Annotated in this window: 25 protein-coding genes; 13 read left to right on the top strand and 12 right to left on the bottom strand. The window is 68.5% G+C overall.

Features of this window, described 5'->3' with window-relative positions; genetic code table 11:
* Positions 1 to 9: 9 nt before the first annotated feature.
* Positions 10 to 672 (top strand): potassium channel family protein, encoded by a 663-nt coding sequence (locus GII31_RS09885; RefSeq protein ID WP_213249091.1) that lies wholly within the window; start codon positions 10 to 12, stop codon positions 670 to 672.
* Here GII31_RS09885 and GII31_RS09880 read toward each other — a convergent pair.
* Entirely contained in the window at positions 653 to 1357 is a 705-nt protein-coding gene (locus tag GII31_RS09880) for a DUF3159 domain-containing protein (protein WP_213249089.1), read from the bottom strand. The genes GII31_RS09885 and GII31_RS09880 overlap by 20 nt on opposite strands.
* On the bottom strand, positions 1341 to 1715 hold the full coding sequence (locus GII31_RS09875) for an OB-fold nucleic acid binding domain-containing protein (RefSeq protein WP_213249087.1): 375 nt from the start codon (positions 1713 to 1715) through the stop codon (positions 1341 to 1343). The genes GII31_RS09880 and GII31_RS09875 overlap by 17 nt, the downstream gene beginning before the upstream one ends.
* Positions 1716 to 1827: 112 nt before the next feature.
* Here GII31_RS09875 and GII31_RS09870 point away from each other — a divergent pair, with 112 nt between their 5' ends.
* Positions 1828 to 2613: an alpha/beta hydrolase gene (locus GII31_RS09870; RefSeq protein WP_246222196.1), complete on the top strand. Its 786-nt coding sequence runs from the start codon at positions 1828 to 1830 to the stop codon at positions 2611 to 2613.
* Between the two features lie 90 nt (positions 2614 to 2703).
* Here GII31_RS09870 and GII31_RS09865 read toward each other — a convergent pair whose 3' ends face one another.
* Together GII31_RS09865 and dut are read right to left on the bottom strand one after the other, a co-directional pair.
* A complete protein-coding gene (locus GII31_RS09865; protein ID WP_213249085.1) occupies positions 2704 to 3582 on the bottom strand; it encodes a DUF3710 domain-containing protein in 879 nt (292 codons plus the stop codon).
* A gap of 157 nt (positions 3583 to 3739) precedes the next feature.
* Positions 3740 to 4207: a dUTP diphosphatase gene (gene dut, locus GII31_RS09860; RefSeq protein ID WP_213249083.1), complete on the bottom strand. Its 468-nt coding sequence runs from the start codon at positions 4205 to 4207 to the stop codon at positions 3740 to 3742.
* Between the two features lie 65 nt (positions 4208 to 4272).
* Between dut and GII31_RS09855 the strand changes: the two genes are divergently transcribed.
* Entirely contained in the window at positions 4273 to 4878 is a 606-nt protein-coding gene (locus GII31_RS09855; protein ID WP_246222195.1) for a DUF3093 domain-containing protein, read from the top strand.
* A 194-nt stretch (positions 4879 to 5072) separates the two neighbouring features.
* On the opposite strand, the gene GII31_RS09850 is transcribed toward GII31_RS09855, so the two are convergent.
* The gene (locus tag GII31_RS09850) at positions 5073 to 5372 is read right to left on the bottom strand and encodes a DUF4193 domain-containing protein (RefSeq protein WP_213249079.1); all 300 of its coding nucleotides are present in this window, start codon (positions 5370 to 5372) and stop codon (positions 5073 to 5075) included.
* Between the two features lie 550 nt (positions 5373 to 5922).
* On the opposite strand from GII31_RS09850, the gene cei reads away from it, so the two are divergent.
* Positions 5923 to 6621 carry an envelope integrity protein Cei gene (gene cei, locus GII31_RS09845; protein ID WP_213249077.1) on the top strand — a complete coding sequence of 233 codons (699 nt, stop codon included), beginning with the start codon at positions 5923 to 5925 and terminating at the stop codon, positions 6619 to 6621.
* Here cei and GII31_RS09840 read toward each other — a convergent pair.
* Positions 6603 to 7541 (bottom strand): inositol monophosphatase family protein, encoded by a 939-nt coding sequence (locus GII31_RS09840; RefSeq protein ID WP_213249075.1) that lies wholly within the window; start codon positions 7539 to 7541, stop codon positions 6603 to 6605. The two genes, cei and GII31_RS09840, sit on opposite strands and share 19 nt — an antisense overlap.
* A gap of 185 nt (positions 7542 to 7726) precedes the next feature.
* Between GII31_RS09840 and ppgK the strand changes: the two genes are divergently transcribed.
* The 3 genes from ppgK to GII31_RS09825 all read left to right on the top strand — a co-directional run bounded on the left by ppgK (position 7727) and on the right by GII31_RS09825 (position 10575).
* Complete coding sequence (ppgK, locus tag GII31_RS09835) at positions 7727 to 8524, top strand: polyphosphate--glucose phosphotransferase (protein WP_246222194.1); 798 nt, start codon at positions 7727 to 7729, stop codon at positions 8522 to 8524.
* Between the two features lie 188 nt (positions 8525 to 8712).
* Positions 8713 to 10158, top strand: coding sequence for an RNA polymerase sigma factor (locus GII31_RS09830; RefSeq protein WP_407649946.1), 1446 nt, complete (start codon positions 8713 to 8715; stop codon positions 10156 to 10158).
* A 210-nt stretch (positions 10159 to 10368) separates the two neighbouring features.
* Entirely contained in the window at positions 10369 to 10575 is a 207-nt protein-coding gene (locus tag GII31_RS09825; RefSeq protein ID WP_213249071.1) for a DUF7455 domain-containing protein, read from the top strand.
* A gap of 103 nt (positions 10576 to 10678) precedes the next feature.
* Here the strand turns inward: GII31_RS09825 and GII31_RS09820 are convergent, their stop codons facing one another.
* Complete coding sequence (locus GII31_RS09820; protein WP_407649944.1) at positions 10679 to 12418, bottom strand: DEAD/DEAH box helicase; 1740 nt, start codon at positions 12416 to 12418, stop codon at positions 10679 to 10681.
* A gap of 392 nt (positions 12419 to 12810) precedes the next feature.
* Between GII31_RS09820 and GII31_RS09815 the strand changes: the two genes are divergently transcribed.
* Entirely contained in the window at positions 12811 to 13890 is a 1080-nt protein-coding gene (locus GII31_RS09815; protein WP_246222192.1) for a YihY/virulence factor BrkB family protein, read from the top strand.
* Positions 13891 to 13921: 31 nt separating this feature from the next.
* On the opposite strand, the gene GII31_RS09810 is transcribed toward GII31_RS09815, so the two are convergent.
* Positions 13922 to 14179: a DUF3039 domain-containing protein gene (locus tag GII31_RS09810; RefSeq protein ID WP_213249069.1), complete on the bottom strand. Its 258-nt coding sequence runs from the start codon at positions 14177 to 14179 to the stop codon at positions 13922 to 13924.
* Positions 14180 to 14273: 94 nt separating this feature from the next.
* Here GII31_RS09810 and GII31_RS09805 point away from each other — a divergent pair, with 94 nt between their 5' ends.
* Positions 14274 to 14660, top strand: coding sequence for a DUF3099 domain-containing protein (locus GII31_RS09805; RefSeq protein ID WP_213249067.1), 387 nt, complete (start codon positions 14274 to 14276; stop codon positions 14658 to 14660).
* 146 nt (positions 14661 to 14806) lie between these two features.
* Positions 14807 to 15829, top strand: coding sequence for a sigma-70 family RNA polymerase sigma factor (locus tag GII31_RS09800; protein ID WP_287383543.1), 1023 nt, complete (start codon positions 14807 to 14809; stop codon positions 15827 to 15829).
* A gap of 131 nt (positions 15830 to 15960) precedes the next feature.
* Here GII31_RS09800 and GII31_RS09795 read toward each other — a convergent pair whose 3' ends face one another.
* On the bottom strand, positions 15961 to 18873 hold the full coding sequence (locus GII31_RS09795; RefSeq protein WP_213249065.1) for a bifunctional acetate--CoA ligase family protein/GNAT family N-acetyltransferase: 2913 nt from the start codon (positions 18871 to 18873) through the stop codon (positions 15961 to 15963).
* The gene (locus tag GII31_RS09790; RefSeq protein ID WP_213249063.1) at positions 18866 to 20134 is read right to left on the bottom strand and encodes an acetoin utilization protein AcuC; all 1269 of its coding nucleotides are present in this window, start codon (positions 20132 to 20134) and stop codon (positions 18866 to 18868) included. Before GII31_RS09790 ends, GII31_RS09795 begins: the two co-directional genes overlap by 8 nt.
* 233 nt (positions 20135 to 20367) lie before the next feature.
* On the opposite strand from GII31_RS09790, the gene GII31_RS09785 reads away from it, so the two are divergent.
* On the top strand, positions 20368 to 21051 hold the full coding sequence (locus tag GII31_RS09785) for a metal-dependent transcriptional regulator (protein WP_213250124.1): 684 nt from the start codon (positions 20368 to 20370) through the stop codon (positions 21049 to 21051).
* Positions 21052 to 21097: 46 nt separating this feature from the next.
* On the opposite strand, the gene GII31_RS09780 is transcribed toward GII31_RS09785, so the two are convergent.
* On the bottom strand, positions 21098 to 22204 hold the full coding sequence (locus GII31_RS09780) for a DUF4192 domain-containing protein (protein ID WP_213249061.1): 1107 nt from the start codon (positions 22202 to 22204) through the stop codon (positions 21098 to 21100).
* A 137-nt stretch (positions 22205 to 22341) separates the two neighbouring features.
* A complete protein-coding gene (locus GII31_RS09775) occupies positions 22342 to 23121 on the bottom strand; it encodes a hypothetical protein (RefSeq protein ID WP_213249059.1) in 780 nt (259 codons plus the stop codon).
* Between the two features lie 189 nt (positions 23122 to 23310).
* Between GII31_RS09775 and GII31_RS09770 the strand changes: the two genes are divergently transcribed.
* Together GII31_RS09770 and GII31_RS09765 are read left to right on the top strand one after the other, a co-directional pair.
* Positions 23311 to 24276: a PAC2 family protein gene (locus tag GII31_RS09770; RefSeq protein ID WP_213249057.1), complete on the top strand. Its 966-nt coding sequence runs from the start codon at positions 23311 to 23313 to the stop codon at positions 24274 to 24276.
* Between the two features lie 17 nt (positions 24277 to 24293).
* Entirely contained in the window at positions 24294 to 26378 is a 2085-nt protein-coding gene (locus GII31_RS09765; protein ID WP_246222191.1) for a DEAD/DEAH box helicase, read from the top strand.

Here is a 26378-nt window from a genome sequence, read left to right as displayed (position 1 = left end):
GAGGGTGCCGTGAAGATCGCCATCGCCGGAGCCGGGGCCGTCGGCCGCTCCATCGCGCGCGAACTGCTCGCCAACGCGCACGAGGTCACCCTGTTCGAGCGACTCGCCTCGCACATCGACACCGCGGCGGTACCCGAGGCCACCTGGGTCCTCGGCGACGCCTGCGAGCTGACCAATCTCGAACGCGCCCAACTGCACCTGTTCGACGTGATGATCGCCGCGACCGGCGACGACAAGGCCAACCTGGTGGTCAGTCTGCTGGCGAAGACCGAGTTCGCCGTCAACCGGGTCGTGGCCCGGGTCAACGATCCCCGCAACGAATGGCTCTTCGGCGAGGACTGGGGTGTGGACGTCGCGGTGTCCACACCACGGCTGTTGGCCTCGCTGGTCGAGGAGGCGGTGTCGGTGGGTGATCTGGTGCGTCTGATGACCTTTCGGCAGGGTCAGGCGAACCTGGTCGAGCTCACGCTGCCCGCCAACACCCCGCTCGCCGGCAAACCGGTGCGCAAGCTGGCGCTACCACGCGACGCGGCGCTGGTTGCGATCCTGCGCGGGCGCCGCGTCATCGTGCCGCAGTCCGACGATTCGATCGAGGGCGGCGACGAGTTGGTGTTCATTGCCCCCGAGGAGACCGAGGACGCACTGTACGCGGCTATGCAGGTGACGCACTGACCGCCAGCGCCCGGCGGACCAGGTACACGGTGACGATCGCCGCGAGCGCCGTCAACGGCCAGCCCATGCCGATGCGGGCCACGGCGAGCCAGCCGGTCCGGTCGTTGTCGTAGAGGGCCGACTGGGTGAGGTAGCGCGCGCCGAACACGATCCCCCAGCACGCCGTCGCCAGATCGTAGGCCCGCAGCACCGCCGGCTGCCTGCGCCAGCCCATCCCCTCACCGGTCACCAGATGCCACGCGACCCCGATCAGTGGCCACCGCACCAGAATCGACACCACACACGCGGCCGCATAGATCAGCATCGACCAGATGCCGAACAGAAAATAGCCCTTGGCCTCGCCCACGCGATGTGCGATGAACGCGCAGACCACCACACCGAGCAGGCCCGAGACCGCCGGGGTGAGCCCTTCGCGGCGGATGAGCCGGACCGCGAATACCACCGCCGCCGCCGCCAGCGCCGTGCCGATGGCCCAGCCGAGTCCACCGACCGCGTTCGCGGGGACGAAGACGGCGACCGGGACCGTCGAATAGATCAGTCCCGACACCCCGCCCATCTGGTCCAGCAGAGACGTCTCGCCACCATGGGCGAGCCCGGAGCGCCCGGAGTCCGGCGCGCCGGAACCGGTCGGGTCTGCTGCTGACCGCTCGGGGTCAGGGGCGCCGGAATCAGTCGTCGGCGCCATACAACTCGTAGTACGGGTTGTAGATGACCTTGCTGCCGTCGTGCTCGGCGAGTCTGCCGCGCACGGTCACCGTCCGGCCGGGTTCGATGCCCGGGATCCGGTTGCGGCCGAGCCATTTGAGGATCACCGTGTCACTGCCGTCGAAGAACTCGGCCTTCACGCCGGCCTTGGCGGTGCGTGAGCACGTCTCCACCGACCTCAACTCACCGTGCATCGTGACCTCGTCGCCCCGGCAGCACTCCGCGGCCCGCTGGCCGCCACGCGCCAGAGACTCCCGTGAGATGCGTTCGGTCTCGACCTCACCGAGATCCTCCGTCAACCGACGAGTCAGCCTCTTGAGATATCCAGCCGTTGTCATTGCCGCTCCAAGCACCACTGGTGATTATCGTTGTGGCCGATGGCGTACCACCGAATATCCGCCACTGTAGACCCCCGCCCACACCAGATCCAACGCCAGGCATCATCGTTACATGCCGACGGGTTCCGAGTTGTCCACCGATTCATCCTCGCGCACCGATCCGGCCACCGGTGAGCCGCACGGGCAGTACCCGACGGCGCTGGTCGGGCTACCGGGGACCGGGTCCGACGCCGACTATGTTCAGCGCGCATTCGGACCCGCCGCGACCCGACTCGGGCTGGAACTGATCGCCTCCCAGCCGGCCGACGACCTGGTCGCCGGGCATCTCGCCGTCCTGGACGAGGCCGCCCGCAACCATCGGTCGATCCTCGTCGGCGGCGTGTCGATCGGGGCGGCCCTCGCCGTGCGGTGGGCGTTGACACGCGAGCTGTCCGCACCCGATCCGACCGTCGGCCGGTGTGCGGGAATCCTGGCCGCGCTACCGCCGTGGTCGGGCGACGACAGGCATGCCCCGGCCCGGGCATCGGCCACCGCCACCGCCGATTCGATCCGCGACCTCGGCCTGGAGGCGACGATTTCGGCGATGCGCGCGTCGTCGCCGGCATGGCTGGCCGACGAGCTGGCCCGGTCGTGGGCGTTCTTCGGGGACCGCCTCGAAAGCCAGCTCCGCCAGGCCGCGGCGTTCGTGAGCCCGCGCACCGACGAGATCGCGCGGCTGCGGACACCGCTGGCGATCACCGCCTCCCTCGACGACCCGATCCACCCGCTGCTGGTGGCGCGCGCCTGGTGCGAGGCCGCACCCCGGGCCGCCGTGACCGAACTGCCGCTCGCCGAATGGGGCACCGACCCGGCGCTCCTCGGTGACACCACGGCCCGGACGTGGACGGCGCTGCTCTGATTCACCGCGTCCGCTGATCCACCGCACGGGCCAGGCTCACCACACCCTGAGGAGATCGCTCCGTCGGGGACACACCTCGGGGACGCGCGATCAGCGACGCCAGGACCTGCGCAACCGCTGCATCGCAGAACCCGTCGACGGCGCATCCGCACCCCGGGCGGGATCCTGAGCCTGCCCGTCCGGATCGTCGCCGTGATCGTCGGCGACCGGGTCGTCGTAGTCGGGCTCGTCCGAGGGCACCACGGTCGCCTGCGCCAGCTGGTCGAGCGCGCCACCCGCGCTCACGCCATCGGAATTGAACCCCTGTGCGTCCAGCCCCTGTTCGCTCACCTCGTCCGCACCGGCGTCGATGTTCTCGAACCCCGGCTCCCCCGACTCGGCCATCTCCTGCTGCGCCGCGGCAACCTGGGCGGCGAGCACGTCGGGAAGCTCGATCGGCAGCGCCTCCCGCGGTGGGTACGGCTCGTTGCCACGCCGGACCACCGACTCGGCCAGGACCGCCCGGGCGAGCTGACTGAGCGGCTCGGTGGCCTCGGTCGGCCCGCTGGAGACACACCGCACGAGCCAGCGCGGACCGTCGACACCGATGAACCTGTGCACGGTTCCCGGCACCTCGGCAACCACCTCCCGGCCCCAGTGCCCGTCCTCGATCGACGTGCCGGCCCCGCTGTCGCGCAACGACTCGGCGAGCTCGCGCACCACTTCGCGCCACAGGCCCGGAGTCTTGGGAGCGGCGAACGCCGCGACGCCGATCCGGCCGAACGGTGTCACCAGATACACCGCCTCCGGCTGATGATCGGCGGTCATCTCGACGGTGACCTGCCCGCCCTCGACCACCGGAACCAGCACCGACCCCAGGTCAAGGTGCGAATTCTGTAGCTCCGCAAGCGAAGTGACCAGTGCGTCGATATCGTACGGACCGGCTGCCTGGCCGATGCTCAACCCCTGGTTCGCGTTCTGCCGAGCCATTTCGACGCCTCCTTGCGTGAGTCCCTGACGATCAGCTGATCCGCATTGCAGGGTAGTCCACCCCGGCACGACTGTGCCGCAACCGGGCCGTCACCGGGGCCGCAACCGGGCCGTCACCGGGGCCGCAACCGGGCCGTCACCGGCCTCCGGCGACGGGTCAGCCCTCCAACGCGGCGTGACCGCCGCTGGAGCCGTATCCGCCCGAACCGCGGCTGGTGTCATCGAGCTCGTCCACCTCGACGAACTCGGGCAACTCCACACGCTGCACGACGAGCTGGGCGATCCGATCGCCGCGCGCGATGGCGATCGGCGTGTCGGGATCATGGTTGATCAGGCACACCTTGATCTCGCCGCGATAGCCGGCGTCGATGGTGCCGGGGGTGTTCACGATCGACAGTCCGGTGCGTGCGGCCAGACCCGACCGCGGATGGATCAGCCCGACCATGCCGACGGGGATCGCGACCGCCACGCCGGTCCCGACGAGCCGGCGGTGCCCGGGCGGCAGCTCGAGATCGGCGACCGAACACAGGTCGACCCCCGCGTCACCGGGATGTGCCCGGGTCGGCAACGGCAGATCGGGGTCCAGTCGGCGGATGGCGATCACGGATGCGGGTTCGGCGCTCACGCACGGCACACTACCGCCGGACCACCACACACCCGGCGCCCGGCCCGCGGACTAGGCTGGTCGCCGTGGCATCACCCCAATCACCGCACAACTCGCCGGCAGACCGGGCCCCCGGACACGGTCCCGACACCCCACAACCCGGATCCGGCACGAAATCGCACACCGCGGGGTCGGGACAGGCCCATCGCTACGACGAACGCCTCACCGTCCCACTGTGGTGGTGGGCGGCCGCGGCCGTCGTGACCGGTGTCGTCGGGTACGAGATCCAGCTGTCGGCGCACCGGTCGGTCTGGAGTGTCGCCGGATATGTGGTCGTCGGAATACTCGCGGCGGCGCTGCTGTGGTCGATGGGACGCGCCCGGGTGGCGGTGACCGCCGACGGTGAGCTGATCGCCGACAAGGCCAGACTTCCGCGCGAGGTGATCGCGCGCGGTGCCACGGTGGCCGCCACGGCCAAATCGGCGGCACTGGGACGCCAGCTCGACCCCGCCGCCTACCTGATGCACCGGACCTGGATCAAGACGATGGTGCTGTTGGTGCTCGATGACCCGGACGACCCGACGCCCTACTGGCTGGTCTCGACCCGGCACCCCGATCGCCTGCTGGCGGCGCTGGGGATCGACGACGCGGCGGCACCGCCCGCGGGCAAGCCGCGCGATCAACAGTCCTGAGCCCGGCGGCACCGGATGGTCTCGTCCATCGGATCGGCCATAGTGCCTCGGACCGGCAGAACGCAGTCGGGGCACACAACGACAATCGGGGCACACAAAAACCGGACCCCGTGCATCGTGGTCCGGTTTTTTCGTGTCGGCGACTGATCGCCGTGACGCGGCCGGTCAGGCTGGTGGCCGCGGTGTCGATGTGATCAGGCGCAGTCCACGCACACCATAGAGTTGCCGTTCTCGCGGGCCAGCCGGCTGCGATGGTAGACGAGAAAACAACTCGTACACGTGAACTCGTCGGCCTGCTTGGGGATGACCCGGACCGACAGTTCCTCGCCGGACAGGTCCGCGCCCGGAAGCTCGAACGATTCGGCGGTGTCACTCTCGTCCACGTCGACGGACGAGGACTGCGCCTCGCTGCGACGGGCTTTCAATTCTTCGAGCGAGTCCTCGTTGAGGTCTTCGGTCTCGGTTCGACGTGGGGCGTCGTAGTCAGTAGCCATTGTGTGCCTTACCTTGTGTCAGCGTTGAGGGCGCCTACCGGTCCCGGCTTGTGGCCGGATACCGAAGCAAGCACCACCCCGTCCGGAGTTATTCCGGGCGGTGGCCGGGTAACGGGCGAACCCTGCCGCGATCGGCGGCGAAGTGGCGTCGCGCGATGCTCCACCACTCAATGCAATCCCGCACTTCGTCATGCAATCCCGCACTTCGTCCCCGAACCTGTACGTACGTCAGTGACAATTTTCCGTGTCAATTCGGGCCCGTTCTTCGACTGCTCACTAGCCCGGGCGCCCGAAGCATAGTGTGTCGACCACCGAAAAGTCAACGACGAAATTGTGCGGGAGTCACAGCCGTACCACCGTACCGATCCTCGCCGGTCACCGTACCGCTCACACATCCATACAGGTGCCGGCACCCGCCGCCTACGGCGAGGGCGCCACGGAAAGACTCCGCACACCGACACCGCCGGAGGAGTCGCCGCCGGACCGATCACGGGAGACATGGCCTAGAGTGGGCGCAGTCACGCGGGAATCGAGAGGAGCGGCGTCCACGGTGGTGTCCCAGATCGCGGCAGGTTCGACGACCGACCGGAAGGGTCGGCCGTATCGGCGGCGTCGCAGTGAACCCGTCCTGATCACCGTCACGGTCCTCGCCGTCCTGGCGCTCGTCGTGTGGTGTATCGCCGCGGTCAAGTCCGGTGACGACCCCACCCCCACCGCCTGCCCCGCTCCGCTGCCCGCGCCACCGGCGGCATCGGCACCGGCGGACACCACCACGCCCACCTCGACGACACTGACCGTGGTGGACAACGAGGAGATGAAGACGATCGCCCCCGCCGCGCTGTCCGGCTTCCAGGTGCGTGTGCTCAATTCGTCGGGTCAACGAGGCGCAGCCAGATCCGTCTCCGACGATCTCACCGCGCAGGGCTTCACACCCGCCACCGACACCCCGTACGCCGACGACGAGGTGTACGTGGGCCAGGACCTGGACTGCGTCGCCCAGATCCGGTTCGGACCAGGCAGCAAGAATGCCGCGGCCGCGGTCTGGCTGGCCATCCCCTGCGCGCAGCTCGTCGACGACGGCAGGCGCGACGTAGTGGTCGATGTCGCGCTGGGCACCCACTACGAATCACGCGAGCTGTCCCAGGACGCACAGGCCGCACTCGAGGCGCTACGACTGGCCAACCCGAAGGATCCGGCGACCGGTGCCGATCCGGGACTGGTCAGTGCGGTTCACAAGCAGTCCTGCTGATCACCCTCGGGTATCGCCCGCAGTCCGCCCAGCTCACCGACGAGCCCCAAAAAGTCCTCGGCGATGCCCGGGGCGGCCGCGATGGTCGGCTCGCCGTCGGCGGCTCGTGAATCGGCGGCGGGCAGCCGCACCACCGCACCTGCCTCGGCGGCGATCAGCCCGCCCGCGGCCCAGTCCCACGGACTGAGTCCGTGCTCGAAGTGGGCGTCGACGCGGCCACTGGCCACCATGCACAGGTCGAGCGCCGCCGCCCCGACGCGCCGGATGTCGCGGATGTGGGGCAACAGTTTTCCGACCAACTCACCCTGGGCCCGGCGCCTGCCCCTGTCGTAGGCGAAGCCACTGGCGACCAGCGCCAGCCCCAGATCGGTCACCCGCGCGCAGCTCAGGCGCTCGGACGCCGATCGGTCACCGCTGCCCCACGCGTAGGCGCCGTGTCCGCGCGCCGCCGAATAGGTGACGCCGCCGGCGACATCGACCACCGCGCCCGCCACCGACTCCCCGCCGATCTGCGCGGCCACCGACACCGCGTACGCGGGGATCCCGTAGAGATAGTTGACCGTGCCGTCGATCGGGTCGACCACCCAGCGCACACCGTCGGGCACCTCGACGCTGCCGCCGCGTTCCTCTCCGAGTACGTCGTCGTCGGGGCGCAGCGCACGTAGCCGTTCGCGGATCAGGTTCTCGCTCTCGGTGTCGGCGAGGGTGACCGGATCAGTGGGCGTCGACTTGGTCGCGACCGCCCCGCCGGGCCCGGCCGTCGCACTCGGCTCGGAACCGAACGTCGAGAACAGTTCGGTGCGTCTGCCCCTGACGTGGTCGGCCGCCAACTCGGCGACGATGACGGCGACACGCTCCAGGTCGACGGGCGTTGCCGCGGTTACCGGACGGACAGACTCGGTGGGATCCACACCCACCATGTGAGCACATCCCCGCGCGGACCACAGTGGGCGGGCACACATCGCCGGTCCGGCACCGGTGCCGCCGACGCCACCGCACACCCCGCCGACGGGTCCGATATGGCCTAGCCTGAGGACGACACCGCACGATCCGTCCGGCGGACACAACCCGCCTCGGGCGACGCCTGCCACGAAAGGGCCGAATCATGACCGAGTCCCGCTCCTTCGCCGTCTCCGATGCCGCCGCACCCGTGTCCGCACCCGGGCTCAATCTCGGATTCGGCGTGGACGTCGGCGGCTCGGGTACCAAGGGCGGCATCGTCGATCTCGACACGGGCGAGCTCGTCGGCGAACGCTTCAAGGTGCTCACCCCTCAGCCGGCCTCTCCCGATGCGGTCGCCGAGGCGGTGGCCCAGGTGGTGGCGCACTTCGACTGGCAGGGCCCGGTCGGGGTGACGTTGCCGGGTGTGGTCACCGACGGGGTGATGCGCACGGCGGCCAACATCGACAAGGCGTGGATCGGCACGGATGTCTACGAGCTGTTCGGCAGGCATCTCGGCGGCCGCGCGGTGGCCGCGCTCAACGACGCCGACGCCGCGGGTCTGGCCGAGGATCGGTTCGGGGCGGGCAAGGGCGTGTCCGGGGTGGTGATGTTGCTGACCTTCGGCACCGGGATCGGTTCGGCCGTGCTGGTCGACGGGACGCTCGTACCGAACACCGAGCTCGGCCATCTGGTGGTGGGCCGTAAGGAGGCCGAGCATCAGGCGTCCTCGAAGGTCAAGGAGGATAACGACTGGACCTACGAGAAGTGGGCCGGCAAGGTCAGCGATGTCCTGGTGGCCTACGAGAATCTGTTCTGGCCCACGTTGTTCATCGCGGGCGGCGGCATCAGCCGCAAGGCGCACAAGTGGGTGCCGCTGCTCACCAATCGCACACCCGTGGTGCCCGCGACGCTTCGCAACACGGCGGGCATCGTCGGCGCGGCGATGGCCGTGGCCGACTGAGCTCGAACTGTTGTCGCCGACGGGTGGCGAACCACCTCTGACCAGGCAAGTGATACTGTAGGAGGTCGGTTGTCGTTACAATGTTCCGTATCGGCCTCAAGCGCCGAGAAATTCAAGCCCTGTTCAGCGGTGGACCGAATCCGCCGCGGCATCTGCGTGAGTCAGCTCGTAAGCTCGAAAGGTTGTACGTGACAGCCACCAATACCCCCGTGGGTGACACCGAGGTCGTCGACGACACTACGGCCGCGGCAGCCCCCGCTCCCGCCAAGAAGGTTGCCAAGAAGGCGGCCAAGAAGGCACCGGCGCGGAAGGCACCCGCCAAGAAGGCGGCCGCCAAGAAGACCGCGAAGAAGGCACCTGCCAAGAAAGCCGCGAAGAAGGCCGCCGGCAAGGTGACGTCCGCGGAAGGCATGGGCGACGATCCCGAGTCGATCGATGACCTCGACGCCCCTGATGTCGATCTCGAGGACATCGACATCGACGACATCGAGGTCGACGACGACACCGTGGACGCGGACGACTCCGACGAGGACTCGGAGGACGAGTCGCAGGAGCAGACCGCCGCCGACAAACCGGTGAAGGCCGCGGCCACCGCGACCAAGCGAACCGCCAAGGCGGCCGCGAGCTCGGACTCGGCCAAGTCCGGAGACTTCGTCTGGGACGAGGACGAATCCGAGGCGCTGCGCCAGGCCCGCAAGGACGCCGAGCTCACCGCCTCGGCCGACTCGGTTCGGGCCTACCTCAAGCAGATCGGCAAGGTGGCCCTGCTCAACGCCGAAGAAGAGGTCGAGCTGGCCAAACGTATCGAGGCGGGCTTGTACGCCACCGAGTGCCTGCGCCGGATCATGGAGTCCGGCGAGAAGCTCGGTACGGCGCAGAAGCGTGACCTCAACTGGGTATCGCGGGACGGCAACCGGGCCAAGAACCACCTGCTCGAAGCCAACCTCCGCCTGGTGGTCTCGCTGGCCAAGCGCTACACAGGGCGCGGGATGGCCTTCCTCGACCTCATCCAGGAGGGCAACCTGGGCCTGATCCGTGCGGTCGAGAAGTTCGACTACACCAAGGGCTACAAGTTCTCCACCTATGCCACCTGGTGGATCCGGCAGGCGATCACCCGCGCGATGGCCGATCAGGCCCGCACGATCCGTATCCCGGTGCACATGGTGGAGGTCATCAACAAGCTGGGCCGTATCCAGCGCGAGCTGTTGCAGGACCTGGGTCGCGAACCCACTCCCGAAGAACTCGCCAAAGAGATGGACATCACCCCGGAGAAGGTGCTGGAGATCCAGCAGTACGCCCGCGAGCCCATCTCACTGGACCAGACGATCGGCGACGAGGGCGACTCGCAACTCGGGGACTTCATCGAGGACTCCGAGGCAGTGGTGGCGGTCGACGCGGTGAGCTTCACGCTGCTGCAGGATCAACTGCAGTCGGTTCTGGAGACCCTCTCCGAACGCGAGGCCGGCGTGGTGCGGCTGCGGTTCGGCCTGACCGACGGTCAGCCGCGCACACTCGACGAGATCGGCCAGGTGTACGGGGTCACCCGTGAACGCATCCGGCAGATCGAGTCCAAGACGATGTCGAAGCTGCGGCACCCTTCGCGGTCCCAGGTGCTGCGCGACTACCTCGACTGACATCCGCTATCGGCCGTCCGGGATGGTTCGTGACACACATGTGACCTGCATGTTTCAACCGGGTGTTGTGTCAGAGATGACACACCGAAAACGTCCGCGGAACAATACAAGCGCCCCGAACGTCTGAGAGAGTGAGAGAAGTACATCAGACCCGATGTACGGGCTCACGAAGGGCAGGCAAAGCATTGCCGACCCGGGACGGAGGAAAGAATGTCCGATACCGCCATGACACCCCCGATCGCCATGCCGCTGACGGCTGTTGACAGGTGTGACCGCTGCGGTGCTGCCGCCAAGGTCCGTGCCATCCTGCCCGCGGGCGGAGAACTCCTCTTCTGCCGGCATCACTACACCAGCCACGAAGCCCGACTGGCCGAACTCAGCGCGATCGTCGAGGATTCCGCCGCGCAGCTCGTCTGAACCCCGTCACGGGTCCACGTCGTGAGTTCGACCCATAGCACTGCGAATGCCCCGGCCGATACGGCCGGGGCATTCGTGTGTCTGCCGCCGGGGCGTCATACCGCTACCACTTGCGCAGCGCGGCAATCCGTTCGCGGAGTTGCTCGGCGGTGGCCATCGCGGTGGGCGGACCGCCGAGGGCGGTGCGCAGTTCCTTGTGCACCATGCCGTGCGGTTTGCCCGTGCGGTGGTGATGCAATGCCACCAGGCTGTTGAGTTCCTTTCGCAGGCCGCGCAGATTGTCACCGGTCGTCGTCGACACCTCGGGGGCCCGGACGGATGCGGCCTTATCGGCGTCGCGCCTGGTCACCTGCTCGTGCTGGCGCCTGCTGAGCAGGGTGCGCACCTGATCGGCATCGAGTAGGCCGGGCAGGCCGAGATAGTCCGATTCCTCGTCGCTGCCGGCGAAGGTGGCGGTGCCGAACGATGATCCGTCGAAGATGACCTGATCGAGCTCGGCGTCGGCGTGAAGCGACTGGAACGACTTGTCCTCCTCCCCCGGCTCGTCGTTCTGCTTGTTCGCGTCGGCGATCAAGGCGTCATCGAGCCCGTCGCTCTCCCGGTGCGGTTTACCCAGCACGTGGTCGCGTTGCGCTTCCATCTCGCTGGCCAGATTCAGCAGCACCGGCACCGACGGCAGAAAGACGCTGGCGGTCTCGCCCGGACGCCGAGACCGCACGAACCGGCCGATGGCCTGCGCGAAGTACAACGGCGTGGAGGCGCTGGTGGCGTACACGCCCACCGCGAGCCGCGGCACGTCCACTCCTTCGGACACCATGCGGACCGCGACCATCCACTCGTCGTCGGAGGCGGCGAACTCGGCGATCCGGCTCGACGACTTGGGGTCGTCGGACAGCACGAGCGCCGGTCTGCGTCCGGTGATCGATTCTAGGAGTTCGGCGTAGTCGCGGGCGTTGGTCTGGTCGGTCGCGATGACCAGACCACCGGCATCGGGTATCCCCGATTCGCGTAGCCGCGTCAGCCGCGTGTGTGCGGCCTGCAGAACCGCGGGGATCCAGTCGCCGTGCGGGTCGAGCGCGGTTCGCCACGCGCGTGCGGTGTGCTCGGCCGAGAGCGGCTCGCCCAGCCGCGCGGTGAACTCCTCACCGGCGCTGGTGCGCCAGCTGGCCTGTCCGCTGTAGGCCAGGAACACCACCGGGCGCACGACGCCGTCGGCGAGGGCGTCGGCGTATCCGTAGGTGTGGTCGGCGCGTGAGCGCAGCACCCCGCCCTCCTCCGGTTCGTAGGTGACGAACGGGATGGGCGAGTCGTCGGAGCGGAACGGCGTTCCGGTGAGCGCCAGCCGACGGGTGGCGTCGGAGAAGGCCTCCCGGATGGCCTCGCCCCAGGATTTGGCGTCGCCACCGTGGTGGATCTCGTCGAGAATCACCAGGGTCCGGCGATTCTCGGTACGCACCCGGTGCCGGTACGGATGCGCCGCCACCTGCGCGTAGGTGACGGCCACCCCGTGATAGTCCGAGCTGGTCTGGCCGGTGGAATTGCTGAACCGCGAGTCGAGTGCGATGCCCACACGGGCGGCGGCTTCGGCCCACTGGTGTTTGAGGTGTTCGGTGGGGGCCACCACCGTCACCGCGTCGATCGTCCGGTCGTCGAGCAGTTCGCGGGCGATCCGCAGGCCGAAGGTCGTCTTGCCGGCACCGGGTGTGGCGACGGCGAGGAAGTCGGTCGGTGTGGTGGCCAGATATTTGGTGAGGGCGCGTCGCTGCCAGGCACGGAGCCGGATTCCTGACGCACCTTCTGTCGCCGTCACCGTACTCTCGGCCGCCGAATGTGCTTGGGTCACGTCTCTGCCGACTCCTTACGAAACGAAAGCTCCGCCGGCCACACCTGTGCGCGCCGGGAACTCAGCAATGCTACCCCCGCGAGCGCCGCGAGCCGGACGCGCGACAACGTGCTCGAGGCCACGTGTTGCCGCTCAGGCACGACACGCCGAACCGACTGACCGACCCTGTAGCGTGTTCGGCGTTCCGATCCGCCACGATAAAGGGCATTGCCACGCGACACCGACACCCCGCACCGATACCCGACGACGACGAACCGTCGCCGGTTGTATCCGGCCACCCTGACGCGCCGCGCCGCGCTCCGGTACCGGGCGGGACGGATCAACTCGGCCCAGATCAACTCGACCCGGATCAGCTCGACCCAGATCAACTCGACCCAGATCAACTCGACACCGTGCCGCTGCGTACCGATCGGGCCGGCGCCGAGAAGTATCCCGGTTCCGGCCGGGCCGATGCCGACGGCCACCGCGACCCGGCACCCGAGGCCGAGCCGGTTCCGCAGCGCCTGCCGGTGCTGCGGAACATGCACAAGATGGTCTGGCGCACGATCGTCAACTCGTGGAACCACGGCATCATCGGGTGGGCGGCGCAGGCCGCCTTCTGGCAGGCACTGTCACTGCCGCCACTGCTGCTCGGACTGCTCGGCAGCCTCGGCTACGTTTCAGGCTGGTTCGGCGCCGACACCACCACGGTCATCTCCGACAGGATCATCTCCCTCGCCGGTCGCGCGTTCTCCGAGAACGTGATGAACGACCTGATCAGCCCGACGGTGGAGAATGTGCTCAGCCACGGCAAGGTGTCCGTGGTGTCGGTCGGCTTCGTCATGTCACTGTGGGCCGGGTCGTCGGCCGTGTCGTGCTATGTCGCCTCGATCGTGCGCGCGCACGATCAGCACGAAGTCCGCAACCCGGTGTGGCAGCGGATCTTCGCGCTACTGCTGTATGTGGCCTTTCTGGCGGTGTCGGTGGTGGTGTTGCCGCTGGTGGCGCTGGGCCCGACATATCTGCGCAGGATCGTGCCGGACGAATGGGACTCATGGGTGACCCGGCTCATCGACTACGGCTACTTCCCCGCCGTCGCGATCCTGCTGATCGGGGTACTCACCACGCTCTACCACCTGGCCCTGCCCAACCCGCCGCCCTGGCACCGGCTGCTCGCGGGCTCGGTCGTGGCGGCCGTGTTCTTCTGGTTGTCGAGCTCGGTGCTGCGCGAGTACCTGGCCACCATCACCAAGGTCGGTGTGTCCTACGGCGCACTGGCCACCCCAATCGCGTTCCTGCTGTTCGCGTTCTTCCTGGGCTTCGCGATCGTCGGCGGCGCCGAGGTGAATGCCGCGATCCAGTCGATGTGGCCGGCCAAACCCACGGCTTCGACCCAGGTCAAGGAGTGGGTGCACTCCCAGACCTCGGACTTCACCGATCAGATCAAGACGCTGCCCGAACGTTTCGGCAGCGGACCGATCCGCCGCCGCTAGCCGGCGCGCTGCCGACCACCGGCGGCGCGACTCACTCCTTGCGCATCCGGTTGTAGATCTTCTTGCACTTGGGGCACACCGGCGAGCCCGGCTTGGCCGAGCGGGTCACCGGGAAGGTCTCACCGCACAGCGCGACCACATGATTTCCCATGACGGCACTCTCGGCGATCTTGTTCTTCTTCACATAGTGGAAGAACTTGGGGGTGTCGTCATCACCCCGGTCTGTGGCATCGGTGTCGGGCCGTTCGTCGATGTCGACGTCGGGCCGGTCAATGGTCTGCGTTCCCATGCCCACCATAGTAAGTGCGCGGCCCGGTCGCTGGACAGGTGTGCCCACCCGGCACCGGCTTGCGACCGGGCACGAATGCGCGGACAGTGGAGGTATGGGCAATCACGGATCTGCCGACGCATTCCTCATCACCGACGCCGAGGAATCGTTCGACGCACAGCACCGCGCCCGGGTGCGCAAATACCTGACACTGATGGCATTTCGCGTTCCGGCGCTGATCATCGCCGCCATCGCGTACAACATCACCGGCTCTGGTCTGCTGGCGCTGGGCATCGTGGTGCTGTCCATCCCGCTGCCGTGGGTGGCGGTGTTGGTCGCCAACGACCGTCCCGCGCGCAAACGGGGCGAGGAGGCGCATTACCGGTACGGGGCCGAACACCACGTCATCGGCCCGCTTCAGCTCGACCGCACCGACCGCTCGATCGGCGGTTCGGCGTGGGAGGACACCGTCGTCGACGGTTCCCGCCGGGGCGACTCTTAGCAACTTCTCAGCCGAGCCGTCCGGGGATCACCACATCGAACCAGGTCACAGGCACTTGCGGGCGCCGCGGTGATTGCGGCGGCCCGGGAACTTTGTCGGCGGTGAGTCCGTTGAATCCTGTGAACGCACTCGATTCAGGAGGCCGAATGTCACGCTCGACAGTTGTACGCCCGGAAGTCGCCCCCAGCATCGCCTCGTCGGCGACACCGTCCCCCAGCACACGCCCGGCGATGACCGAGCAGGATCTGGATGCGCAGTCCCCCGCCGCCGATCTGGTCCGCGTCTATCTCAACGGCATCGGCCGCACCGCGCTGCTCAACGCCGAGCAGGAGGTCGAGCTGGCCAAACAGATCGAGGCCGGACTCTATGCCAATCATCTGCTGGGCAGCGGCAAGCGTCTGACCGCAGCCAAGAAGCGCGACCTGAAGCTGATCGTCCGCGAGGGCGAGATGGCCCGCGCCCACCTGCTCGAGGCCAACCTGAGGCTCGTGGTGTCCCTGGCCAAGCGGTACACCGGCCGCGGTATGCCGCTGCTGGATCTGATCCAGGAGGGCAACCTCGGTCTGATCCGGGCGATGGAGAAGTTCGACTACGCCAAGGGATTCAAGTTCTCCACCTACGCCACCTGGTGGATCCGGCAGGCGATCACCCGCGGTATGGCCGACCAGAGCCGCACCATCCGGTTGCCCGTCCACCTCGTGGAGCAGGTCAACAAGATCGCCCGCATCAAACGGGAACTGCATCAGCAGCTCGGCCGGGAGGCCACCGACGCCGAGATCTCCAACGAGTCGGGTATCCCCGAGGAAAAGATCGCCGACCTGCTCGACCACAGCCGTGACCCGGTGAGCCTGGACATGCCGGTCGGCAACGACGAAGAGGCCCCGCTCGGTGATTTCATCGAGGACGCCGAGGCGACGTCGGCGGAGAACGTGGTCATCTCGGGTCTGCTGCACTCGGACATCCGTGCGGTGCTGGCCACCCTCGACGAGCGCGAGCAGCAGGTCATCCGCATGCGGTACGGGCTCGACGACGGTCAGCCGCGCACCCTCGATCAGATCGGCCGCGCATTCGGCCTGTCCCGGGAGCGTGTCCGGCAGATCGAGCGCGAGGTGATGGGCAAACTGCGCCACGGTGATCGGGCCGAACGGTTGCGCGCCTACGCGAGCTGACCATCGCACCCGCACAGGTGCACAGACCCTTGTCGATCCGAGCCGCCACGGGGACCAGATCCCTGTGGCGGCTCGTGACGTCGCGGGGCCGGACCACCATCCGGTGACCGGCGCCCACCACGACCTGCGCGCTACAACCGGCGAGGTCCGCTGTCGGCACGGGTCGGCACCGGGCCGAGCACCACCTGGGCCGACAGCACCGCCGCCCCATCCGCAGACACCAGGATCGGGTCGATCGCCAGACTCCGGATCTCCGCGTTGTCCTCACCGAGCGCCGACACCCGCACCAGCACGTCGGCCAGCGCCGTGGTGTCGACTCCGCCCTCCTCGTCCGCGCCCTGCACCAGCGTCGCCGACCGTGGTTCGCCGAGCAGTTCGTTGGCGTCGTACTCGGTCAACGGCATCGCCCGGTAGCCGCGGTCGCCGAGCAGTTCGAACGTGCGGCCGGACAGTCCGTACGAGATGACCGACCCGAACGAGGCGTCGTCACGGATCTCGATGACCGTCCCGATCCCCTTGGGTGCCATCTTCTGCACGTGCAGCACCGAATCGCCGGTCAGCGCCGACAACTCGGTGAAAGCGGTGATCACCGCGGTCGCATCGGGCAGGTCCAGGCGTGCCCCCTCCCTGTCCAGCCGTCCGCGCCACGACGACGACGTGGCCTTGACCGCCACCGGGAAACCCAGCTCCCGGGCTGCCGCCGACGCCTCGTGCATCGTGCGGACCTCACGGAACGGCACCACGTTGATCCCGTACATCTCCAGCAGTCGATGCGAGTCGACCGGGTTCAGGGCCACCGTCGGCGCCGGGCCGTCGGCGGCTTCGGGCAGATCGGTGAGCGCCTCCCGGACCAGGGTCCGGGCACCCTCGTGATCGATCCCCTCCACCCGCACCGGCTCAACCTCGGGGCGCCGGCGCCAGTTGGCGTACTGCCAGGCCCTGGCCAGTGCGGTGGCGGCCCGTTCAGGACTGGGGAACGACGGGATCGACCCGGCGGTGGGCAGTCCGTCCGGTCCGGGCTTCGTCAGGCCCGCCGGCATACCTTCCACCGCCAGGAACGTCGACACGATCGGTTTGGGCGCGTCGGCATCCGGGGTGCCGGCGGCGGCCATGAGCGCCCGCGCGTGCCAGTCCGCGTCCACCGCGACCGGTGGCACGAACACGACGAGGATCGCATCGACGGTGAAATCGGTCATCGCGGCGGTGACCGCATCCTCGAACGCGTCCTCGGAGGCCGCGGCCCCGAGATCGACGGAGTCGGTCACCACCAGTCCATGTGACCGCGCCGTCTCGGCGGCCAGGCTGCCCAGCACCGACGAGTTGCCGATGATGCGGGTGCGTGGGCCGCGCGGCAACGGCTGGAAGGCGAACACCGAACCACAGTCGAAGAGTTCGTCGATGGTGTCCACACGCACCACCCCGGCCTGTTCGAGCACCATCTGCGCGATCTCGTCGTCGATGCGGGCCTCCTTCGTCCGGGCGGCCCGTACCGGACTCATGGCACTGTTGCCCCGTTTGACCGCCACGATCGGTTTGGACCGGGACACCCGCCGCGCGATGCGCGAGAACTTGCGCGGGTTGCCGAAGCTCTCCAGGTACAGCAGGACCACGTCGGTGGCCGCATCCGAGTCCCAGTACTGCAGCAGATCATTGCCCGAGACATCGGCGCGGTTTCCGGCCGACACGAACGTCGACAGGCCGATCTGCCGCTGGGCGGCGGTGTCGAGGATGGTGATGCCCAGCGCACCGGACTGGCAGAAGAACCCCACCCGGCCCGGCTGCGGGATCCGCGGCGCGAGGGTGGCGTTGAGCGCGATCTCCGGGTCGTTGTTGACCACGCCCAGCGCGTTGGGGCCCACCAGACGCATCCCGTGTTCGCGCACCTGGGCCAGTAGCCGGTTCTCGCTCTCCAGTCCCGCCGTGCCGGCGTCGCCGAACCCGGAGGTGACCACCACCAGGGTGCGCACCCCCTTGGCCAGGCAGTCGTCGAGGACCGCGTCGACGCGTTCGGCGGGGACCGCGACCACGGCCAGATCGACCGGGTCGGGGATGTCGCGCACCGTCGGATAGGCGCGGATGCCGCGCACCGCGGGCTGGCGTTCGCGTGATCTGCGGGCCGGTGGGGTGTAGCCCGACCCCATCATCGCGGCCCACGGTTTGGGTGCCGGGGCCGGGTCGTCGGGGTCGGCGGTGTGCTCGGCGTGCACCGGGCCGTTCACCGGATACACCGGACCGGTGAATCCGGCGGCCACGATGTTGCTCAGCAGCGCGTTGCCCACCTTGCGGGGGTCGGTCGAGGCGCCGATGACCGCCACCGACATCGGCCGGAGCAGGTTGGCGACGCTACGGGCCTCGGAGGCGCGTTCACGGGCGTTGCGCACCGACGAGATCGCATCGGTGGGATCGATCTCGAACTCGACGTGCACGGTGCTGCCGTCGAAGCTGCGGGAGAGCTGGTACCCGGCGTCACGGAACACCGCCACCATGTTCGGATTCTCGCTGAGGACCTCGGCCTCGAACCTGGTGAATCCGTTCTCGGCGGCGGCACCGGCCAGATGTTCGAGCAGCACCGGACCCAGGCCGCGCCCCTGATGCTCATCGGCCACCACGAACGCCACCTCGGCGGCATCGGGGCGGCCGTCGATGGCCAGACCCTCATAGACACCCATCGCGATGATGTCGTCGGCCAGCACCGCCACGATCGCCACCCGATTGTGGTGGTCGACGGTGGTCATACGGGCTACCTCGCGCGCGGGCAGCCGGGGGGTGGGTCCGAAATACCGCATGTAGCGCGTACGTTCGGACAGTCCGGCATGGAAGCGGATCAGCCGGTCGGCGTCGTCGGGCACGATAGGGCGCAGGTGGACGACGCCCCCGTCGGAGGCCAGGACGTCGGCGATCCAGTGCCGCGGATAGTCCCACGGGCTGCGGCCGTGCGGGTCCGGTGCCGTTGTGCCACCGGTCTTCGCCTCGGCGGGGGAAGCGCTCGCGGCCGGCGCCGGTTCGGGTTGACGTGGGTGGTCGGCAGCCGACTGATCAGTCACGCGGGTCCTCCGGGTCGAGTCCATGCAGGGGGTAGACAGCACGCCTGGTGGCGAGGATCCCACGATCGGTCTGTCGCTGCGCGACTTCGGAGATTCCGTCCGGCGGCGCCTGGCCGGTGTCCCCGCCCCAGGCTACGTAGTCCACGAGACCGCCGTCGCCCATGGAACCCTCCGGCGGTCGGGCATAGTCCGGATGCACCTCGGTGGCCACGATCGAGGCCTGTGCGTACCAATCGTCGCCGACCTTCGTATCGACGTCGATGTCACGATCGAGGACGGTGGCCAGCAGATGGGTCCAGCTCCGCGGCACGACATTGACCACCCCGTATCCACCGCCGCCGACGGCGACCCAGCGGCCGTCGGCATAGGTGTCGGCGCAGCGGCGCAGCGCCTGCATCGCGGCGCGCTGGCCGTCGACGGTCAGCGCCAGATCGGTCAGCGGGTCGGCGCGGTGGCTGTCGGCGCCGCACTGGGTGATCAGGATCTGCGGGCGGAACTGTTCGAGCAGGGACGGCACGACCGCGTGGAAGGCGCGTAGCCACAGCCGGTCGGAGACCTCGGGCATCAGCGCCAGGTTGACCGCCGTGCCCTGCGCATCGCCCTGCCCGATCTCGGTGGGCCAGCCCGTCCCGGGCCACAGTGTGGCCGGATGCTGGTGCAGTGAGACGGTCAGGACCCGCGGGTCGGCGGCGAACGCCGTTTCTACACCGTCACCGTGGTGGGCGTCGATGTCGATGTAGGCGACCCGGTCGTAGCCGTTGTCGAGCAGCCATTGAATCGCCACCGAACAGTCGTTGTAGATACAGAAACCGGCGGCATGCGACTTCATGGCGTGATGCATCCCCCCGCCGATGTTGACCGCTCGCCGGACCGACCCGGAGGCCACCGCCTGCGCCGCGGCCAGTGTGCCGCCCACGAGCAGCCGGCCCGCCTCGTGCATTCCCTCGAACACCGGGTTGTCGGCGCCACCGATACCGAACAGACGCTCAAGCAGCGGCCCCGACAGTGCCGCGGTCCCCGATCCGACGGCCCGGACCGCGTCGATGTAGTCCTGGCTGTGGACCACGGTCAACGCGCTATCGTCGATATGGCTGGGCGGAATCTCCTCGATTCCGTCGAGAACACCGAGGCCGCGCGCCAAGGACATTGTCAGGGCGAGCCTGACGGGATTCATCGGATGCGTGTACGCCCATTTGTAAGCAAGGAAGTCCTCACTCCAGATGACCGCCGCGCTCGGGTCTGCGTTGGTGCCGCTCGTCACACGTTCAATCTAGTTGGCCTCGGTGGCAATGTGCGACCGTTTGACGGGCGCCACGGCCGGACACGCACGTGCACCTCTGGCGGACCGCGCCGCAGTTCGACGGCGCCGGAGTTCGACGGCGCCGGAGCGCGGCGAGGACGGCCCTGCGCCGGGACACGCGAGCCGAATCGGGCGTGAGGGGTGTTCCCGCCCAGCTCAGGGTAGCCTTGTTGACGACGAAGGGACTGCGCCACGTGAACGATCTTGTCGATACCACCGAGATGTATTTGCGGACGATCTACGACCTTGAGGAAGAGGGCATCGTCCCGCTGCGCGCGAGGATCGCCGAACGCCTCGAGCAGAGCGGTCCGACGGTCTCGCAGACCGTCGCCCGGATGGAACGCGATGGGCTGGTACATGTCGCCGGCGACAGGCATCTGCAGCTCACCGAGAAGGGGCGTCGGCTCGCGGTGGCGGTGATGCGTAAGCATCGCCTCGCCGAGCGGTTGCTGGTCGATATCATCGGTCTGCCGTGGGACGAGGTCCACGAGGAAGCGTGCCGCTGGGAGCATGTCATGAGCGACAACGTCGAACGCAGGCTGCTCGCGGTGCTCAACAACCCCACCACCTCGCCGTACGGCAACCCCATCCCCGGTCTGGATCTGTTGGGGGTGGAGGCGACCCCGACCGACGACGGCGCCAGTAGGCTGTCGGATCTGCCGCAGGGCGAATCGGTGGCGGTGATCATCCGGCGGTTGTCCGAGCATGCGCAGTCCGATCCGGAGCTCATCTCCACGCTGCGCGATGCGGGGGTGGTGCCCAATGCCCGCGTCGCGGTCACCCAGACCCCCCAGCAGGTGGTCATCAGTTCCCCCGGCCACGAAGGTCTGGAGCTGTCGCAGGAGTTGGCGCACTCGATCTTCGTCGAGAAGGTCTGACCACTCGGTCGGGTCACCGCCGCTCGGGTATACGACGGTATCGGCCTCACCCCGCTCTCGCCCTCGTCGGCGGTGGCAGGTCGATACCGAGCGAGTCCGCGATGCGGTACGAGTGCGGCACGATCTGCCACAGCATCGAGGGGTGTGCCCCCGAATGCAGCGCTGCCGACAGCAGCATCGCGAACGACCAGTCGGGGTCGGCGGCGAGTGCGCAGTCCAGGGCCACCGCTGCGTACCCACCCTCCCCGGCGATGTAGTGCAGGTGTGCGAGCAGTGAGGCCGCACTGGCCCGGGCCGATCCACGTAGCCGCCGCGCCAGCGCGCGCCACAGTATTTCGGCTTCGTCCCGCAGGTCGGTGACGGCCAGGGCGAGCAGCGCGTCGCGGACGGTGAGGTCGGTGAGGGCGGCCGCCAGTGCGCCGGCCTCGGTGCAGTCGATGTCGGCGGGCCGATGTCGCCGGCCCCCGGGTTCGAGTTTCGCGATCACCAGCCGCAACGCCGCCGCGCTGTCGCCGCCGGCGTCCGGCACCGACAGGCACCGCGGGCACCCGCAGTCGACGGGGTCGAGCATGGTGGTCATCTCCTCGCGGTGGCCGAGTACGCGCCGACCGGTGGTGACGGCTTCGCGTACCGCGGTCGGGCAGGTGCGCGGGTCCCCGACGAGTCCGTCGCCCGACGGCGGAAGCCGCACCGGCGAGGGGCGGGCGGTGTCGCCGCCGGTGTGTCCGGCCGACCACCGTTGCCCGTCGGCGATGGCGGTGGCCACCAGTCCCGCCGCCAGCCCGCCGCAGGTGCGAAAGGCCCGGTCGCACAGTGTCAGCACCGTCCGGTACTGCGGACTCGCGAGTCGGTATCGGTCGTCGACGATGACCGCGACGGCCGCGGCCGCACCGTATCGGCGGCACAGGTCGCCGATGCCGGTGATGGTGGCCCGCAGTTCGGTCGAGGGTCTGCCGTCCACCCGTAGCAGCAGGTCGTAACGCATGGTGGCGATGATGGTGTTGTCGGTGCGGAAGGTGAGCACGATCAGCGACGATTCGGGTACGAATCCGAGCAGCGCGGGGATCGCGGTGATCAGGGTCGCCGCGTGCACCGGCCGCCCGCGCCGGTCACTGTCGGCCGGCTCATGGATCTGTGGATCAGACTGTGGCATAGGAGATATGCTCGCCGTCCGCGACCGCTTCCCGGGGCGGTCGAGCACACTGTCCCCAGCTGCTGCCGGTTGGACCGGCCCGACCGGAAACGGTCCCCAATTCGGCCTGCGCGAACGTCGCGAGGGGACAGGCGGGCTCAGCCCCGGTCGCGCCAGGCCGCCGCGGCCGCTCGGCGCAGCAGAGCCTCCGGTTCGGCACCGATCTGCCCGGCATCGGCACCGGCGCCCTGCCGGCGATGCTCGACGTACACGCGGACGCCGTCGCGCTGGGCGATGAGCGTGGTGATCGCGTACGTCATCGCCCGGCCCGGCCCGCCGGTGGTGACGGTACGCGCCAGCGCACGCGTATCGGTCCCGCCGCCCACAGCGGGTGCCGACAGCGCGCGCAGGGTGATCTGCGAACCCGCACCCGCGGTGGTGGTCGCGAACCGGCCGCACCGGGACACGTAGTCGTCGAACGCGTCCAGCCCGGACGGCGCGTAGGCGATGAGCACGGTGAGATTGCCGGTGCCCATCGCGCCGGTCGAGGGCCTCGATCCGTCGGATGAGCCGGATCCGGGCGTGGAGCCGGGTTCGCTGCCCGCGTCGGGACCGACATTCGCCGCCGCGCCCGCGGCCTCGACGCCGGGGGCGCGGCAGCTCGACGGATCGACGGTCCCGGACGGACCCGCGACGTCGGCGATGACGGCGGCCACCGCCGGTTCGGGCACGCGGGACGCGCCGTGCGGGAAGCTGTCCGCGCTCACCAGCCGGGGCGCCAAGGACTCCGCCGGCGGTGCCGACTGCGCCTGGCCGTCGACCGAGCATCCGGGCAGCAGCAGAGCACACAGGGCACCCACGATCACCGGCACCCGCCTGCGCGAGGACACCGCAGTCGGGGGTCGGCGGTGTGTTGTCATCATGGTCAGCGAACCCACAGCCACCACTGTGCCAGCGTCGGGCGCCGTCGGTGACCGCGACACTCCCCTGTCCGGGTAACAATCCGGGAATCTACGCCACCGGCGCCGGTGTTGGACCGCCATAGTGACACCACCGGCAACCCGTGTCGGTGCCATAGGGGACAATTGATCCCTGTCACCGGACCAGACGATGTGAGGAGGGACGAGATGGACGGGCATACCCCGGAATCGAGCTCGCTGTACTCGATGGAGTTTCCCACACCCGCCGTACCCGATGACGACGGTAAGGGCACTGTCCTGATTCACGCGCTCGAAGGGTTCGCCGACGCCGGGCACGCGGTCGGTCTGGCCGCGCAGCACATCCGCGACAGCCTCGACTCCGAGCTGGTGGCCACCTTCGACTCCGACGAGCTGATCGACTACCGCTCACGCCGGCCGACCATCGAGTTCTCCGGTGACAGTTTCACCGGGGTGACGATGCCGTCGGTACGGGTGCACGCGGTCACCGATACGTCCGGTCGCGGATTTCTGCTGCTCAGCGGTTCGGAACCGGATCTGAAGTGGGATCGGTTCGTCGAGGCCGTGGCCGGTCTCGCCGAACGTTTCGGTGTGACCGATGTGGTCGGTCTCAACGCCATCCCGATGGCGGTCCCGCATACCCGTCCGTCCACCATCACCGCCCATGGCAGCGATGTCAGTGCGCTGGGTGATCTGCCGCGGTGGGGGTCGTCGATGAAGCTGCCGGCTAGTGCGTCGATGCTGCTGGAGCTGCGGCTGGCCGAGAAGTCCTACCGCGCCTCCGGGTTGTCGGTGCACGTCCCGCACTACCTGGCGCAATCGAACTATCCGGCGGCCTCGGCCCGGCTGCTGCGGGCGGTGGCCACCGTCACCGATCTGGAGTTGCCGGTGTCGGCGCTGGAGAACGCGGCCGAGCAGATGCGCGAGCAGATCGACAACGAGGTGTCGGGCAACAGCGAGATCGAGTCGGTGGTGCACGCACTCGAGGAGCAGTACGACTCGTACGCCAAGGCGCAGGAGTCGCGCGCCTCGTTGCTGGCGGCCGAGGACGAGCTGCCCAGCGGAGACGAGCTCGGCGCCGAGTTCGAGAAGTTTCTGGCCGAGCAGTCCAACAACGGCCCCGACGGTGACGGCGGTCCGCAATCAGCGAGCTGACACCGCGGTCGGCCGAGGTGCTGTCCCCCGCCGACAACCTCGACGACGCCTTCGATGATTTCACCGGCTGGTGGGCCGATCGGGGCATTGAGCTGTATCCGCATCAGGAGGAGGCGCTGCTGGAGCTGGCCTCCGGCAGCAATGTGATCCTGGCGACGCCGACCGGTTCGGGAAAGTCCCTGGTCGCGGCCGGCGCTATCGCGTTCGCCCGCACCCGGGGGCTGCGCGCCTACTACACCGCACCCATCAAGGCGCTGGTCAGCGAGAAGTTCTTCGACCTGTGCACCCTGTTCGGCGCCGACGATGTGGGTTTGCTGACCGGTGACGCATCGGTGAATCCGGATGCGCCGATCGTGTGCGCGACCGCCGAGATCGTCGCCAATCTGGCGCTGCGCGACGGTGCGGCCAGCGATATCGGGGTGTTGATCTCCGACGAGTTCCACTTCTACGGTGAGGCCGATCGCGGCTGGGCGTGGCAGGTTCCGCTGATCGAACTGCCGGACACCCAGTTCCTGCTGATGTCGGCGACCCTCGGCGAGTTGTCGTTCTTCATCGACGATCTGACCAGGCGCACGGGCAGGCAGACGGCCGCGGTGACCGACGCGGTGCGGCCGGTACCGCTGGAGTTCACCTACGCGGTCACCCCGATCCACGAAACCATCGAGGATCTGGTCTCGCGCGGCCGGGCACCGGTCTATGTCGTGCATTTCACGCAGGCGCAGGCGGTCGAGCGGGCACAGGCGCTGTTGTCGGCCAAGATCTGCGACAAGGCAGAGAAGGCGGCGATCGCCGAGGCCATCGGCGATTTCCGCTTCCACACCGGTTTCGGTGCCACCCTGTCCAAGCTGTTGCGCGCCGGTATCGGGGTGCATCACGCGGGTATGCTGCCGCGCTATCGGCGGCTGGTGGAGCGGCTGGCCCAGCAGGGTCTGCTGAAGGTGGTGGCCGGTACCGACACGCTCGGCGTGGGTATCAACGTCCCCATCCGGACGGTGCTGCTGGCCGCGCTGAGCAAGTACGACGGGACCCGGGTGCGCAGGCTCAAGGCGCGTGAGTTCCATCAGATCGCCGGACGCGCCGGACGTGCCGGGTACGACACCGTCGGCTATGTGGTGGCCCAGGCCCCCGACCACGACATCGAGAACATCCGGGCGGTCGCCAAGGCCGGCGACGATCCGAAGAAGCTTCGCAAGGTGGTCCGCAAGAAGCCACCCGAGGGTTTCGTCTCGTGGGGCGAGAAGACGTTCCTCACCCTGGTCGAAGCTCCGGACGAGCCGTTGCGTTCGCACTTCCGGATGACCACGGCGATGCTGATGGAGGTGCTCAGCCGACCGGGCGACTGCTTCGCGGCGCTGCGGCATCTGCTGGAGGACAGTCATGAGCCGCGCCCACGTCAGCGCAAACACATCCTGCACACCATCGCCCTGTATCGGGGTTTGCGCGATGCCGGGATCGTCGTACAACTCGACGAACCCGACGCCGACGGGAAGAACGTGGCGCTGAGCGTCGATGTGCCGGAGAATTTTGCCCTCACCAACCCGTTGTCGGCATTCGCGCTCGCCGCGTTCGAGCTGCTCGATCCCGATTCCTCGACGTACACGCTGGATGTGGTGTCGATCCTGGAGTCCACGCTCGACGATCCGCGGCCGCTGCTGCTGGCCCAGCGCAAGGCCGCCCGTGACGTGGCGATCGCCGAGATGAAGGCCGACGGCATCGAGTACGAGGAGCGGATGGCGCGGCTGGAAGAGATCTCCTGGCCGACGCCGCTGGCCGAGGAGATCGGCTACGCCTATGGCGTGTATCGGCAGGGCCATCCGTGGATCGCCTCGTATCGCCCCTCGCCCAAGTCGGTGTTGCGGGAGATGCGGGAGCGGGCGATGACGTTCACCGAGCTGATCTCCGCCTACGGGCTGGCGCGCAGCGAAGGAGTGGTATTGCGGTACCTGTCGGACTGCTACCGGGTACTGCGCACGGGACTTCCCCATTCGGTGATGACCGACGAGATCGTCGCGCTCACCGAGGAAGTGGGCGCGATGGTGCGCGACGTCGACTCCAGCCTCGTCGACGAGTGGGAGGCGCTCACCTCCCGGGTCGACACCTGA

The organism is Gordonia pseudamarae (genome assembly GCF_025273675.1).
GTDB lineage: Bacteria > Actinomycetota > Actinomycetes > Mycobacteriales > Mycobacteriaceae > Gordonia > Gordonia pseudamarae.
Note: the sequence above shows the minus strand (reverse complement) of the source record. Positions and strands in the feature narration are given on the sequence as shown.